Genomic DNA, 13292 nt, shown 5'->3' with positions numbered 1-13292 from the left:
GCGTAAGCCGCTGCGCTTATTAAACGAAGTGCCGATCAGCTGATCGTGTCGAGCAGGCTTTCGAACAAACGGCGTCCGTCGGTGCCGCCATGGGCCGCTTCGACGCGACGTTCGGGGTGCGGCATCATGCCGAGCACGTTGCCGCGCGCATTCACCAGCCCGGCGATGTCGCGCGCACTGCCGTTGACCGGCTCGGCATAGCGGAACGCCACCTGTCCCTCGCCTTCCAGCCGATCGAGCGTTTCGGCATCGGCGACGTAATTGCCGTCATGATGCGCGACCGGCACGCGGACCGTCTCGCCCGCCGTGTAACCACTGGTGAAGCGTGATCGCGAGTCGCCGACAGTCAGCGACACGTCGCGGCAGACGAAGTCGAGCCCGGCGTTGCGCATCAGCGCGCCCGGGAGCAATCCCGCCTCGGTCAGCACCTGGAACCCGTTGCAGATGCCGAGCACCGGCAGACCCGCATCCGCGCGCTCAACCACGTCGCGCATGATCGGCGAACGTGCGGCGATCGCGCCGGAGCGGAGATAGTCGCCGTAAGAGAAACCACCGGGCACGGCCACCAGCGACACGTCGTCGGGCAGCGTGGTGTCGCGGTGCCAGACCATCACCGGCTTGGTGCCCGTCACCTGTTCCAGCGCGACGGCGATGTCGCGGTCGCAATTGGAGCCGGGGAAGACGACAACCGCCGTCTTCATGCGCGCTCGATCCGGTAATTCTCGATCACGGTGTTGGCGAGCAGCTTGCGGCACATCGCGTCGACGTCGGCGTCGCTGGTGCCCTCGTCGACGTCGAGCTCGATCAGCTTGCCGACACGCGCGCCATGCACGCCGGAGAAGCCGAGGCCGGAGAGCGCGTGCTCGATCGCCTTGCCCTGGGGGTCGAGGACGCCGGGTTTGAGCGTGACGTGGATGGTGAGCTTCATGCCGCGCGCCTATGCCGTGCGACGCGCGTGGGGGCAAGGTTTTCGCGAGTCCACCGCCCGATCAGAAGTAGCGTGCGAGGCCGATCGAGAAGCGGCTGCGCCTGGTACGATACAGGTCGAGCGAGGAGAGGATGCCCGTCGCCGCCCATGATACCTGCGGCGAGAAGCCGAGCACGCGCAGCTTGCGGTTGCCGAGCGTCACCTGCGAGGTGACGCGCCAGTCGCGCCGCGGCTGGAGCGAGAAGATCGGGATCGCGGCATCGAAACGCGCGCGGCTGACGCTGCCGCCGAAGCCGACGTTGAACCCGCGCGGCAACTCACCCGCGACGTTCGCGCCGACGCCCACCTCGATGTTCGAGTAAGCCTTGGCGTTGAGCCAGTCACGCCGCACGAATGCCTGCCCGGCGGCGACGAAGGTGCGGCGAAAGCTCGTCTCGTAGGATAAGTAAAGGCCGCCCTGCCAACCGTCGAACGCTCGATCGAACTCGGTGTCGGTGCGCCGGACGTCGAGCTGGAGTCCCAGGCGTCGCGTCGCGTCGAGCGACCATTGGCCGCCACCACGCACACCGATCTGCCGACTGGCAACCCGCCCGCCGTACCAGCGCTGCGCACCGATCACCTGCGCCGACACGCTGGCGTCGTTGGAGAGCTGCGCTTCGCCGCCGGCGGCGGCCTGCACCAGATAATCGTCGAAGCGAGTGCCCGAATAATTGAGCCCGCTCAGGTCGAGGTTGCCGAGAAAGAACAGGTCACCGCCGACCGGCAGCCGTGCGGCGGTTGAGGCGGTCGCCGTTTGCCCCGTGCCCGAGCGCCGCCGCGCGCCGGCGTCGAGTTCGAGCGGCAGGCTGTAGTCGCCGAGGTGCACGTCGACCGTGCGCGCGTCGGTCGCGTTGTTGATGTTGGTGTCGGGCGCCAGCGCCAGCGACACGTCGGCGCGGAAGGCGCGGGCGGAACGGATCACGTCGCGTGCGCCGCGAACCAGCCGCGCCAGATCGGGGTCGAGCTCGCGGCTCTGCTGCGCGAGGCGGAGCTGGCGGTCGGCCGCGGCACTCTGGCCCATCGCAATCATGGTGCGACCGAGTTCCAGCCGGACGCGGGTCTGGTTCGGATCGTCGGCCAGGATCGCCTTGTATTCACGCGCGGCGGTGGCGAGGTCGCCTTCCTGCGCCGCCATATAGCCGGTCAGGAAACGCGTCTGCATCGTGAAACCCGGCGCCAGCCGCAGCGCGGCGATGAGCGCGCGTGCCTCCGGGTATTTGCCCGCGTGCACCAGCCGTTCGGCCGAGGCGAGCAGTTGCGATGCGGTGAGCCGCACCTGGCACGGTCCGGCCGCAGGGCAGGTGGCGGGCGGGGGCACCGGGGCGGGGGCCGCCATCGACGGTTCCGCCGCGCCGCTGCTCGCCACCGCCGGCCACGGCGCGAGCAGCAGCAGGACGGCCGCGAGGAACCGGTGCAGCATGGTTGGTCTGTCCGCCCGAGCGTCGCGTGCGCTTACTTCTTGCCCGTGAACGCACCCTGGATGTCGATGCGCTGCCCCGGCACGCCGCCGACGATGCGGAAGTTGCCGCCGACGTTCGCCGCATTGGGCCCGAAGAAGGTACCGTCGATCGAACTCGCCCCCGCCGTGCTCGTGCCGCTGGCGGCGCTGGTGAAATCAATCGCCTTGCCGCCCAGCGTCGCGCTGGTGAACGCGCCCGAGAAGCCGCCGTAGCGCAGCAGGTCGATCTTTGCCGAGCCGACCGCCTGGAATGCGGTGCCGGTCGGATTGGTGAGCGCCGCGTCGCTGACGCGAACGCCGTTCTGGAACGTCGGGCCGACCGCGCCATCTATCCGGACATCGACCGTTGAGCGACCGAAGTCGACCGACACGGCGCTCGTGCCGGTGAGCCACTGCATGTAGCTCGATGCTTGCGTGCCGTCGTTCAGCACGGCCGAGGCGAGGAAGCCGCCGGTGTAGCTGCCAGTGCCCGAGATTGGGATCTGCGACTGGATGGTCGGTGTGCCGAACACCAACGCCCCGTGCTGGCGGTTGGTGACACCCTTGTCGTCGTGGACGCTGCGCGTGAAGCCCGCGAGCGTCACGTAGGTCCCGTCACCTGGGCGTTGGTAGAAGAAGCTCGTCGTCTCGGTCGACGTGCCCGACTCGAGATAATTGAAGCCGGCCAGGTTGGGCGCTTCGAGGTTCGGCGTCGCCTCCGGGTTGTAGTCGGCGCGGTGTGCGGGGTCCTGGAAACGATTGTTCTGCGCGAAACCCGCCTTCTCGTCGGTCAGCGCGACCGTGAATACGCCGTCGCGTGGATCGTAGCTGATCGTTCCGCTCGGCACCTTCACGGTGCTGGCATTGCCTTGATATAGCTGCCCGGTGTCGCTGAAGGTGAACGAGTGGAGCGCACCGATCGCGGTGAAGCTGGTGGCGGTGGAAACCGCGAGCAGGTTGCTCGGGCTGGTCGAGCCGGTGCCGGTGCCCGGCGTGCCGACGCCGGTGCCGCCACCCGTCGTGCCACCCGCCGAGGCCGGCGGCGCGATGCTGCCCACGCTTTCCGGCCCGGCACCGCCGCACGCGGCGAGCGCCAGCAGCGGCAGCGCCAAGGCAATCGAAGAAACGCGCATAAGAAAACCCCCTCGTCGGACCCGTATCGACGAGGGGGTTAGCGGGCGCTGGTTAATTCGCGGTCAACGCACTCACTTGCCGCGCTTCTTGCGATGCGTTTCCATGTCGAGCACCGCATTCTCGCTGCCCTCGGGCAGCAGCCCGAGACGGCGTGCAACCTCCTGATAAGCCTCGACCTCGCCACCCAGGTCGCGCCGGAAGCGGTCCTTGTCGAGCTTCTCGTCGCTGTCCATGTCCCACAGACGGCAGCAATCGGGGCTGATCTCGTCCGCCAGGATGATGCGGCTGTAATCGTTGTCCCAAATCCGCCCGAACTCGAGCTTGAAGTCGACCAGTCGGATGCCGACGCCCGCGAACAGGCCGCAGAGGAAATCGTTCACCCGGATCGCCAGGTCGGCGATGTCGTGCATCTCCTCTTGGCTCGCCCAGCCGAACGCCGCGATATGCTCGTCGGTGATCATCGGATCGCCGAGCTCGTCCGACTTGTAGGCATATTCGATGATCGTGCGCGGAAGCTGGACGCCTTCCTCGATCCCCAGCCGCTTCGACAGCGAACCGGCGGCGACGTTGCGCACCATCACCTCGACCGGCACGATCTCCACTTGACGAATGAGTTGTTCGCGCATGTTGAGACGCCGTATGAAGTGCGTCGGCACGCCGATATGACCCAGCAGCGTGAAGATATGCTCGCTGATGCGGTTGTTGAGCACGCCCTTGCCGTTGATCGTGCCCTTCTTCTGCGCGTTGAAGGCGGTCGCGTCGTCCTTGAAATACTGGATCAGCGTGCCGGGCTCGGGACCCTCGTACAGGATCTTGGCCTTGCCCTCGTAGATCTGCCGCCTGCGCGCCATTGATCGCCCTTTCGCGAAATAATGACGCCCCGGAAACGCGGACCTTGGCCGCGCGACCGGGGCGATGTTGCGCGGCGCTATACGGGAAAGCCCGCCGGCCGAAAAGAGGCTGTGCTGCGATGCGGCGATCAGCGCGCGCTGTCGAGTTGCCGATCGCGGACGCCAAGCTGCGTCAGCAGCAGCTGCTTCGCCTCGCGCCACGCCGCCGTGTCGGGCGTGACAAGCTCGACATGACCCGTGTTCGGGACGGTGTGGAGCACGGCGCGATCACCCGCGGCGGTCGCGCGCGCGACATAGTCGGTCGCCATGCGGTACGGAATTATCCGATCCTGGCGCCCATTGACGAGGTCCTGGTCGACGCCGAGCGGCAGCAGCCGAGGAACCGACGTGTCAGCGTACGGGTCGGCGCGATCGGTGCCGACGAGCTTGCCGACCACCTCGGTACCGCAGCCATTGTCGGGGCTGTTCGCGGTTGCTTCGAGATCGGGCAAGCCGCCGAGGCTGACGACATGCGCGAGGCGAAGCGGGTGCGTCACACGCAGCGGGCTGTCGGCGGGCAGCCGCGTTCTAGCTGCCAGCCACAAGGCAAGATGTCCTCCGGCGGAATGTCCAACGGCGACCACCCGGCCGGTGTCGAGGTTGAACTTGCGTGCCGAAATAGACAGTTGGTCCGCAGCCTTGGCAGCATCACTGAAGGTGCCGGGATAACCGCCGCCGGCGCGATCGACGCCGCGATAGTCGATATTCCACACCGCCACTCCCGAGCGCCGCAGGTCGTCGGCGACCCAGTTCATCAGCGTGCGGTCGGCAATCGAGGTCGTCCAGCAGCCTCCGTGCACCATCAATACGGTCGGGAATGGCCCCTTGCCACGCGGCAGCCACACGTCGACCTTCTGCATCGAGTCGGTGCCGTAGGCGACGGTCGCGTCGGGTTCGGGCCGCGGGCGCTTGGTCAGATCGTCCCACGTCAGCGGCTTGAACGCAGGGCTGGCAGGTGTGGCGGCGTCGGACATCAGCGGAACGCTCCCGGACAGGACACAGGCGATCAGCGCGGTGGCGAACAGGCGATGAGGCTTTATGCAGCTAGCCTGCCACGCGCGGCTGACGGCGTCACGCGCGCGATTGCATGGAGAACGTGGCGCAGCAGACCGGCCTCGTCGTGGCGGATGTTGTGCCCGCCCGGCATGCCGACGATCCGGGCACCAGCGACGCGTAGGTGTGGGCAGAGGCTGTCTTCCTCCTCCACTCCGTAGATGCAGGTGAGCGGTGCCCAGGTGAGCGTGCGCGCCGTGGTGATGCCCATGCTGTCGGGCGTGCCCCGGTATTCGAGACTGCTCGGGTCGGCGCGGAAGAACACGGTTTCGCCCGGCAGGATCAGGACGATCGCCGCGACGCGCGTGCGGAGGTCGGCGGGCAGATCGGCAAGGCCGGTCTGCACAATGTCGGCGCCGTAGGATTGTCCCATCACGACGATCCGGCGCGCGCCGGTACGTGCCAATGCGGTGCGGATGCCGTCGGCGACGATCGCGTCGACCTCGGCGCGGGTCCGATGGCGGCGGAACAACGCCGGCGTGACCACCGCCATCGTTGTGACGCCGTGCTCGGTCAACCCGCGCATCGTCGACGCGCCAAGCAGGAAGCGCACGCCCATATCACCCGAGAAATTGACCGCCGCGATCGGCAGGGCGCCTCGCTTGGCCGGATAAAGCTCGTACGGGTCGCGGTTGAAATAGCCGGCGAGCCCGACCAGAGCGCAGATGATCGCGGAAATGACGGCAGTGACGATGACGCCGCGGCGGACGCGGCGGGAGGAGGCGGAGGAACGCGGCACGATCATTCTCACGACTGACGAGCGCGGGCCATAGCGCGCGAGCGCGGGCAAGCCCATGCGGCACGGCCTCTTAACGCCGGGCGCGCGGACTGATAGGTGGTTGCGCGACGATGCCCACCAAGATCACCGACTTACCCGACAATCCGCCCGTCGGCGTGCTCGACGCACCGTTCGACAGCGCGCTGTCCGAGCGTTACCTCGTATACGCGCTGTCTACGATCACCGCACGATCGCTGCCCGACGTGCGCGACGGGTTGAAGCCTGTCCACCGCCGATTGTTGTGGGCAATGAGGCTGTTACGGCTCGATCCTGCTGCGGGATACAAGAAGTGCGCGCGCGTCGTCGGTGACGTGATCGGCAAATATCACCCGCACGGCGACCAGTCGGTCTACGACGCGATGGTGCGGCTCGCGCAGGACTTCGCGCTGCGCTACCCGCTGGTCGACGGGCAGGGCAATTTCGGCAACATCGACGGCGATAACGCCGCTGCCTACCGCTACACCGAGGCGCGACTGACGCAGGTAGCGATCGACCTGATGGATGGGCTCGACGAGGATGCGGTCGAGTTCCGCCCGACCTACAATGGCGAGGAGCAGGAACCCGAGCTGTTCCCCGGTGCCTTTCCCAATCTGCTTGCGAATGGCGCAGCGGGCATCGCGGTCGGCATGGCGACGAGCATCCCGCCGCATAACGCGGCCGAGCTGCTCGATGCGGCGGTCATGCTGGTCGACCGACCCGACGCGAGCGACGCCGATGTGCTGGCGTTGGTAAAGGGGCCGGACTTTCCGACCGGCGGGCTGGTCGTCGATCCGCAGGCGGCGATTACTGAGGCCTATGTTACCGGGCGCGGCGCGTTCCGCGTTCGTGCCCGCTGGACCGTCGAGCGCGAGAAGGGGGGCGGCTGGCAGGTCGTCGTCTCCGAGATCCCCTACGGCGTGCAGAAGGGTAAGCTGATCGAACAGATCGCGAGCCTGATCAACGACAAGAAGCTGCCGATCCTGAACGACGTGCGCGACGAGAGCGATGCGGAGGTGCGGCTGGTGCTGGAGCCACGCAGCCGCACGGTCGACGCGCAGACGTTGATGGACGGGCTGTTTCGCCTGTCCGACCTGGAAACGCGTATTCCGCTGAACCTGAACGTGCTCGACAAAGAGCGCACACCGCGGGTGATGTCCCTGCGCGATGCGTTGGCGGCCTGGGTCGAGCATCAGTTCGTCGTGCTGATCCGCCGTACCGAGCATCGATTGGGCAAGATCGCCGATCGGCTGGAGCTGGTCGGCGGCTATATCGTCGCCTTCCTCAATCTCGATCGCGTGATCGAGATCATCCGCACCGAGGACGAGCCCAAGGCGGTGATGATCGCGGAGTTCAGCCTGACTGATCGGCAGGCGGAGGCGATCCTCAACATGCGGCTGCGGTCCTTGCGGCGGCTGGAGGAAATGGAGCTCAAGCGCGAGCAGGCGGCGTTGGAAAAGGAGCAGGCCGACCTCACGCTGCTGCTCGGCAGTGAGGCGCGGCAGCGCACGCGGTTGAAGCGCGACTTTGGCCGCGTTCGTGCGCGCTACGGCCCCGACACGGCCCTGGGCGCGCGGCGCACGACGATCGAGGAAGCCGCGCCGACGCGCGACATTCCGCTGGAAGCGATGATCGAGCGCGAGCCGATCACGGTGATCCTGTCCGAGCGCGGCTGGATTCGCGCAATGAAGGGCCACGTCGACCTGTCCGCGCCCGAAGCGCTGAAGTTCAAGGAAGGCGACGGCCCCGGCTTCGCGTTTCACGCCCAGACCACCGACAAATTGCTGCTCGCTGCCGCGAACGGGCGCTTCTACACGCTTGCCGCGGACAAGCTGCCCGGCGGCCGCGGTTTTGGCGACCCCGTGCGCGCGACGATCGACCTCGACGGCAGTGTCGGGATCGTCGCCTTTCTTCCGGTCCGCGGCGCCGAGCGGCTGCTGGTTGCGGCCAGCGACGGGCGCGGCTTCGTTGTCAGCACCGCCGACACGATCGCGGAAACGCGCAAGGGCAAGAACGTGATGACGCCGCGAACGGGCGCCAAGCTGGTGATCGTGCGCCCGGTTGCCGCCGAAGACGATTACGTCGCGGTGATCGGCGACAATCGAAAGCTTCTCGTGTTCCCCATTGCCGAACTGCCGGCGCTGGCGCGCGGGCAGGGGGTGCAGTTGCAGCGCTACCGCGAGGGTGGGCTGGCCGACGCGAAGACCTTCGTCTTCGCGCACGGGCTAAGCTGGACGATGCGCGGCGAGACGAAGCGGACGCGGACCGAGGCGGACCTTAACCCCTGGCGGACGGCGCGCGGTGCGGCGGGGCGGATGCCGCCAACCGGCTTCCCGCGCGACAACCGGTTCTGACCGCCCCGACTCCGACCCTGCTATCGCTGATGATGCCGGTTTAGGGCTGGCACGCTCACGCGTCACCGCGAGGTAAGTCGGTCTTAATCGTTGTTTGGCTATCGTTGTCAGCGATGGCCCTCAGCTTGTTCCCTGTTGCCGATCACGAACCACCGCTCGTGCTGCCGCCCGGGCTGTCAGCCGGCGAGCGCGCGCTTGAACTCGTGCCGCTGCCGCTGCTGATGGCCGCGCTACGCGGGACCGAGGTGGTTCACGAAGCGTCGAACAAGGCATTCGTCCGGGCGCAGATCGGCGCCAAGACCAGCCTCGACCCGATCATTCGCGAGTTCCTGCAAGGCAGCGCGCGCTCCGCCGAGCACGAGTGGCAATCGGGCGGTGAGGTCGAGCGACGCCATTTCCGCGTTTGCCTGTCGCGCATTACCGTCCGCGCGGAGCCGGTCTGCGTCGTCTCGCTGGTCGATCATACCGCCGAGGTGCGTACCGAGGAGACGCTCCGCCGCGAGATGGCGACCGACTCGCTGACCGGTTTGCCCAATCGCGGCGGCTTCACCGACGCGCTCGATACCACGATCGCCAATCACGCGGGGCGGTGGGCGGTGCTGATGGTGGATCTGGAGCGGTTCAGCCGCATCAACGCGTGCCTCGGCAGCATGGCGGGCGACGAGTTGCTGATCACGGTCGCGCGGCGGATCAAGGGTGCGTTGCGCGCGCGCGACGTGCTGGCGCGTACCGGAGGCGACGAATTCGGCATCCTGCTCGCGATCGACGAGCGCGACGACGAGGCGCAGCACGTCGCCAAGCGATTGCAGGCCGCGCTCACCACTCCGTTCCGCCTGAGCGAATATGAGATACGCGTCACCTCCGCGATCGGCATCGCGTTCGGCGACTCGAACGTCGAGCATCCCGAGGACGTGATCCGCCACGCGCAGGTCGCGATGAAGAAGTCGAAAGCGAGCAAGAAGGCCGAGGCATATCAGACGCGCGCGCTCGATTCGGCGCGCGCGGAATTCGCGATGGAGACGGCGCTGCGCCGCGCAATTGAGAACGGCGACCTCACGCTACGCTACCAGCCGATCTGCAATCTCGCGACCGGGCGGGTAGAGAGTTTCGAGGCGCTGGCGCGCTGGACCGACGAACACAACATCCAGCACCAACCGTCCGCTTTCATCCCGGTGGCGGAGGAATCGGGGCTGATCGTTCCGCTCGGTCGCTGGGCGATCGATTCGGCGCTCGCCACGCTGGCGGGATGGGACCGCCGCGGCGATGCCAGCCACGCGATCAGGGTCGGCGTCAACGTTTCTCCGATCCAGCTACAGCGCGACTCGGTACCCGACGTGGTTGAACACGCACTCGCCGCCTCGGGCATGTCGGGTGATCGGCTCAAACTCGAGCTGACCGAAAGTGCGCTGATCACCGAGCCGGCACGCATGGCGCGGCTGCTGAATGCGCTAAAGGCACTGGGGCTGACGATCGCGATGGACGATTTCGGCACCGGCTTCTCCAACCTCGCCTCTCTCCAGAAACTGCCGATCGACGTCCTGAAGATCGATCGCAGCTTCATCACCGGCATGCTCGCCGATCGCGACAAGATCGCGATCGTTCGTGCGATCTTGAGCCTGTCGCAGGCACTCAACATGTCGACCGTCGCCGAGGGGATCGAGACGCACGATGTCGCTCAGACACTTGCCGCGCTCGGCTGCGCATCGGGGCAGGGTTATGCCTTCGCGCATCCGCTCGAAGCCGAGGACGCTTATCAGTTCCTGCTGACGCGCAACGCCTGATCCGCATCCGCGAGGACGGCGGCGACCTCCTCGTCGGCGATCACGGTGGTCCGTGCGGCATCGGGGAAGCCCTCGGCGATCCACCGCGACTCGACTCGTTTGAGCGTGCGCGCGACGAGCGGCCCCTTGCTCAGCCCGCGCGCGACCAGATCACCACCGCCGATTACCATGCGCGGCGCGCTCCAGACGGTGAGCGGCGACACGTCCTCGCCCGCGAGCAGCAGCCGGTCGAGCGCAACCTCGACACCGTGGCGATAGGCGAGCCCGCGCGGACCCTCGTCACCCGCGCCCTGCGTCGCGAGCAGCAGCCGCTTGCGGTCGGCGTTGCTCAACTTCAATCGCGCGCCGACGCCTTCCGCGCTCGCCGGCGGCAGCAGCGCCGCGAGCCGGCGGATCGCATCGGGCGCGACATGACTTGCAGCTTCGCGATCGGCCAGATCGCGCAGGCGCGCGATGCCGGCCGCGTCGATCTCGGGTATGATCGGGCGGAAGATGCCGGTGTCGTGCATCAGCGCGACGACCGGTACCGCCGATCGCGCCACCAGCAGCTTGGTCAGCTCGGCTGCGACGCGCTCGCGGCTGAGCGCCATCAGGTCGTTCGCGCGCGCGACGCAGGCGGCAAGACCATCGCCGTCCACCGCATCGCCGAAGCGCGCGTGGAAGCGGAAGAAGCGCAAAATTCGCAGATGATCCTCGGCGATGCGCTGGTACGGATCGCCAATGAAGCGCACGCGCCCGGCGGCAAGGTCGGCGAGCCCGCCGAACCAGTCGAATACCTCTCCGCTAACCGGATCGGCGTAGAGCGCGTTCATCGTGAAGTCGCGCCGCGCCGCATCCTCGCGCCAATCGTCGGTATAGGCGACGAACGCGTGCCGCCCGTCGGTCGACACGTCGCGGCGCAGCGTCGTGACCTCGACGACGGTGCCGGCGGAAACGGCGGTCACGGTGCCATGTGCAATGCCGGTCGGCACCGCCTTGATCCCCGCCGCTTCGAGCCGACGCACGACCTCGTCGGGCGCGTGGACGGTCGCTAGGTCGACATCGTGCGCGTCGAGCCCGAGCAACGTGTCGCGCACCGCGCCGCCGACGAAGCGCGCTTCACTCGCCTCGCCGCCCAGTACCGCCGCCAGTCGATCGAGCCCGAGACGGTGCCGCCACGCGGCATCGGGCAGACGCGCGTCGCTCAACCCGTCCACTGCAGCCGCTGCGCCAGATTGACGATCATCCCTGCGGTCGCACCCCAAATCCGGCGATTGTCCCACGTCATCTCCCAATAGGTTCGCGTCGCACCCTGCCAATCGACCGTGCGCCGCTGGTGGTTCGCAGGATCGAGCAGGAACTCGAACGGCACCTCGAACACGCTCGCCACCTCGCCCTCGTTCGGGTGGAGCGGCAGGTCGGGCGGCACCACGCCCAGCACGGGCGTGATCGAGTAACCGGTGCCGGTGCGGTAGCGATCGGTCGGGCCGATCACCTCAACCGCACTCACCGGCAGTGCGACTTCCTCCTCGGCCTCGCGCAGCGCCGCGGCGATCGCGTCCTCGCCCGGGTCGACGCGACCGCCGGGAAAGGCGACCTGGCCCGCGTGCTTGCGCAGCGTCTCGACCCGCTGGGTCAGGATGACACCGGGGCGCGTCCGATCGGTGATCGCGATCAGCACGGCGGCGGCGGTCAGCGTGTCGTGCGCGGGCAGGTCGTCGTGATCGCCCTGAAGCAGCGCCACCTCGTGCGGCGAGACGAGCGCGTGCGCCAGCCGCTCGGCCAGCGTCGTCGGGGCAGGGGCGGTGATCACGCCGCGCTGGCGGCGGGCGCGAGCGGGAAAAAGGTGCCCGCGCTCCACACGCCCGGCACGTCTGCATCGGCGGCGAGTGCGAGTTCGGCCAGATCGTAGTAGATCGCCCGCGCCACCAGCGCTTCGAGCACGCCGCGCACGTGCACATAGGGGTGCGGACCGTCACCCCGCTCCTCGAAGCGTATCGGATGCTCGGCCGACGCGGTGATGACGTCGCCGGTGTTCAGCCGGAAGGCGAGCGATTGTGCCTCGCCCGCGCCCTCGACCTTCATTTCCACCGCGACGAAGGGCGCGTCCTCGACCGCGATGTCGAGCTTTTCGGCCGGGGTGACGAGCACGTAGCTGCCGTCCGGCTCACGTCGCAGGATACGGCTGAACGCGCGCACCATCGCAGATCGTCCGATCGGCGAGCCCTGGTGAAACCAGGTGCCGTCACGCGCGATGCGCATCTCGCTGTCGCCGCAATGCGCGGGATGCCAGCGCTCGACCGGCGGCAGGCGATCATTGTCGGCGAGCCGCGCGATGTCGGCGATGGTCAGCGTATCGAAATCGGGAGAGGGCGCCATCGGCATGGCTAGCAGGTAGGGTCGCGGTCGCGCGCGGTAAAGTCGTGATCAGGCGTCAACCGCGACACGCGGCTCGATCGTGCCCGCGCCCGATGGTACCTGGCAACCGCGCGCGAGCAGGCGACGGCGCTCGACGGGGCCGGGCAGCCGCCATTCGGCAGTATGTTCGGCCGAGAAATCGAAGAAGCGCGCGTAATATTCGGGATCGCCGATCAGCATCAGCGTGGCGTCCTCGCCCGCGGCGGCAAGCGCCGCATGCATCAACCGCCGGCCGATCCCGTCCTGCTGTCGCTCGGGAGCGACCGCGACCGGCCCGACCAGCACCATCGGCACGCGGGCGCGCGCCGGCTGATCGGCGATGAACCACACGGGCCAGCACTGGATCGAGCCGAGCAGGGCACCGTTCTCGACCGCAGCAACGCTCAGCCGCGGCAGCACGCGGGTTCCCGCGCGTAGCGCATAGGCAGTCCGGCCGTGGCGGTCGGGTCCGAACGCGCGATCGAGCAAGCACTCCACCGCTTGGGCGTCGACCGCCTCGATCGGCACCAGATCGATCATCCGCG

13 protein-coding genes are annotated in these 13292 nt (G+C 67.9%); 2 read left to right on the top strand and 11 right to left on the bottom strand.

Annotated elements, in window-relative coordinates; genetic code table 11:
- Positions 1 to 35: 35 nt before the first annotated feature.
- From purQ to Q0579_RS08415, 7 genes are all read right to left on the bottom strand, one after another.
- The gene (gene purQ, locus Q0579_RS08445; RefSeq protein ID WP_298811191.1) at positions 36 to 701 is read right to left on the bottom strand and encodes a phosphoribosylformylglycinamidine synthase subunit PurQ; all 666 of its coding nucleotides are present in this window, start codon (positions 699 to 701) and stop codon (positions 36 to 38) included.
- A complete protein-coding gene (purS, locus tag Q0579_RS08440) occupies positions 698 to 928 on the bottom strand; it encodes a phosphoribosylformylglycinamidine synthase subunit PurS (protein ID WP_298811189.1) in 231 nt (76 codons plus the stop codon). Before purS ends, purQ begins: the two co-directional genes overlap by 4 nt.
- A 61-nt stretch (positions 929 to 989) precedes the next feature.
- Positions 990 to 2387 (bottom strand): surface lipoprotein assembly modifier, encoded by a 1398-nt coding sequence (locus Q0579_RS08435; protein ID WP_298811188.1) that lies wholly within the window; start codon positions 2385 to 2387, stop codon positions 990 to 992.
- A 32-nt stretch (positions 2388 to 2419) separates the two neighbouring features.
- On the bottom strand, positions 2420 to 3538 hold the full coding sequence (locus Q0579_RS08430; RefSeq protein WP_298811186.1) for a hypothetical protein: 1119 nt from the start codon (positions 3536 to 3538) through the stop codon (positions 2420 to 2422).
- 72 nt (positions 3539 to 3610) lie between these two features.
- The gene (gene purC, locus Q0579_RS08425; RefSeq protein ID WP_174192303.1) at positions 3611 to 4390 is read right to left on the bottom strand and encodes a phosphoribosylaminoimidazolesuccinocarboxamide synthase; all 780 of its coding nucleotides are present in this window, start codon (positions 4388 to 4390) and stop codon (positions 3611 to 3613) included.
- A 128-nt stretch (positions 4391 to 4518) separates the two neighbouring features.
- Entirely contained in the window at positions 4519 to 5403 is an 885-nt protein-coding gene (locus Q0579_RS08420; RefSeq protein WP_298811180.1) for an alpha/beta hydrolase, read from the bottom strand.
- A 62-nt stretch (positions 5404 to 5465) separates the two neighbouring features.
- Complete coding sequence (locus tag Q0579_RS08415) at positions 5466 to 6221, bottom strand: AcvB/VirJ family lysyl-phosphatidylglycerol hydrolase (RefSeq protein ID WP_298811179.1); 756 nt, start codon at positions 6219 to 6221, stop codon at positions 5466 to 5468.
- Positions 6222 to 6331: 110 nt separating this feature from the next.
- On the opposite strand from Q0579_RS08415, the gene parC reads away from it, so the two are divergent.
- Positions 6332 to 8590 (top strand): DNA topoisomerase IV subunit A, encoded by a 2259-nt coding sequence (gene parC, locus Q0579_RS08410; protein WP_298811178.1) that lies wholly within the window; start codon positions 6332 to 6334, stop codon positions 8588 to 8590.
- Positions 8591 to 8703: 113 nt separating this feature from the next.
- Positions 8704 to 10371 (top strand): bifunctional diguanylate cyclase/phosphodiesterase, encoded by a 1668-nt coding sequence (locus tag Q0579_RS08405; protein ID WP_298811177.1) that lies wholly within the window; start codon positions 8704 to 8706, stop codon positions 10369 to 10371.
- Here Q0579_RS08405 and Q0579_RS08400 read toward each other — a convergent pair.
- The 4 genes from Q0579_RS08400 to Q0579_RS08385 all read right to left on the bottom strand — a co-directional run bounded on the left by Q0579_RS08400 (position 10344) and on the right by Q0579_RS08385 (position 13287).
- Positions 10344 to 11567 (bottom strand): CCA tRNA nucleotidyltransferase, encoded by a 1224-nt coding sequence (locus Q0579_RS08400; RefSeq protein WP_298811176.1) that lies wholly within the window; start codon positions 11565 to 11567, stop codon positions 10344 to 10346. The genes Q0579_RS08405 and Q0579_RS08400 overlap by 28 nt on opposite strands.
- Complete coding sequence (locus Q0579_RS08395; RefSeq protein WP_298811431.1) at positions 11555 to 12094, bottom strand: CoA pyrophosphatase; 540 nt, start codon at positions 12092 to 12094, stop codon at positions 11555 to 11557. Before Q0579_RS08395 ends, Q0579_RS08400 begins: the two co-directional genes overlap by 13 nt.
- 65 nt (positions 12095 to 12159) lie before the next feature.
- Complete coding sequence (locus Q0579_RS08390) at positions 12160 to 12735, bottom strand: DUF1285 domain-containing protein (protein WP_298811175.1); 576 nt, start codon at positions 12733 to 12735, stop codon at positions 12160 to 12162.
- Between the two features lie 42 nt (positions 12736 to 12777).
- Positions 12778 to 13287 carry an N-acetyltransferase gene (locus tag Q0579_RS08385; protein WP_298811172.1) on the bottom strand — a complete coding sequence of 170 codons (510 nt, stop codon included), beginning with the start codon at positions 13285 to 13287 and terminating at the stop codon, positions 12778 to 12780.
- Positions 13288 to 13292 lie beyond the last annotated feature (5 nt).

This window comes from uncultured Sphingomonas sp., from assembly GCF_936927845.1.
Taxonomy (GTDB): Bacteria; Pseudomonadota; Alphaproteobacteria; order Sphingomonadales; family Sphingomonadaceae; genus Sphingomonas.
The sequence above is the reverse complement of the archived record's forward strand: the minus strand, read 5'-3'. Positions and strand labels throughout refer to the sequence as shown.

Coding starts and splice junctions, on each gene's coding strand:
- purC (WP_174192303.1), bottom strand. CDS start 4,390: ATGGCGCGCAGGCGGCAGATCTACGAGGGCAAGGCCAAGATCCTGTAC.
- Q0579_RS08385 (WP_298811172.1), bottom strand. CDS start 13,287: ATGATCGATCTGGTGCCGATCGAGGCGGTCGACGCCCAAGCGGTGGAG.
- Q0579_RS08390 (WP_298811175.1), bottom strand. CDS start 12,735: ATGCCGATGGCGCCCTCTCCCGATTTCGATACGCTGACCATCGCCGAC.
- Q0579_RS08405 (WP_298811177.1), top strand. CDS start 8,704: ATGGCCCTCAGCTTGTTCCCTGTTGCCGATCACGAACCACCGCTCGTG.
- Q0579_RS08430 (WP_298811186.1), bottom strand. CDS start 3,538: ATGCGCGTTTCTTCGATTGCCTTGGCGCTGCCGCTGCTGGCGCTCGCC.
- Q0579_RS08435 (WP_298811188.1), bottom strand. CDS start 2,387: ATGCTGCACCGGTTCCTCGCGGCCGTCCTGCTGCTGCTCGCGCCGTGG.
- purS (WP_298811189.1), bottom strand. CDS start 928: ATGAAGCTCACCATCCACGTCACGCTCAAACCCGGCGTCCTCGACCCC.
- Q0579_RS08420 (WP_298811180.1), bottom strand. CDS start 5,403: ATGTCCGACGCCGCCACACCTGCCAGCCCTGCGTTCAAGCCGCTGACG.
- parC (WP_298811178.1), top strand. CDS start 6,332: ATGCCCACCAAGATCACCGACTTACCCGACAATCCGCCCGTCGGCGTG.
- purQ (WP_298811191.1), bottom strand. CDS start 701: ATGAAGACGGCGGTTGTCGTCTTCCCCGGCTCCAATTGCGACCGCGAC.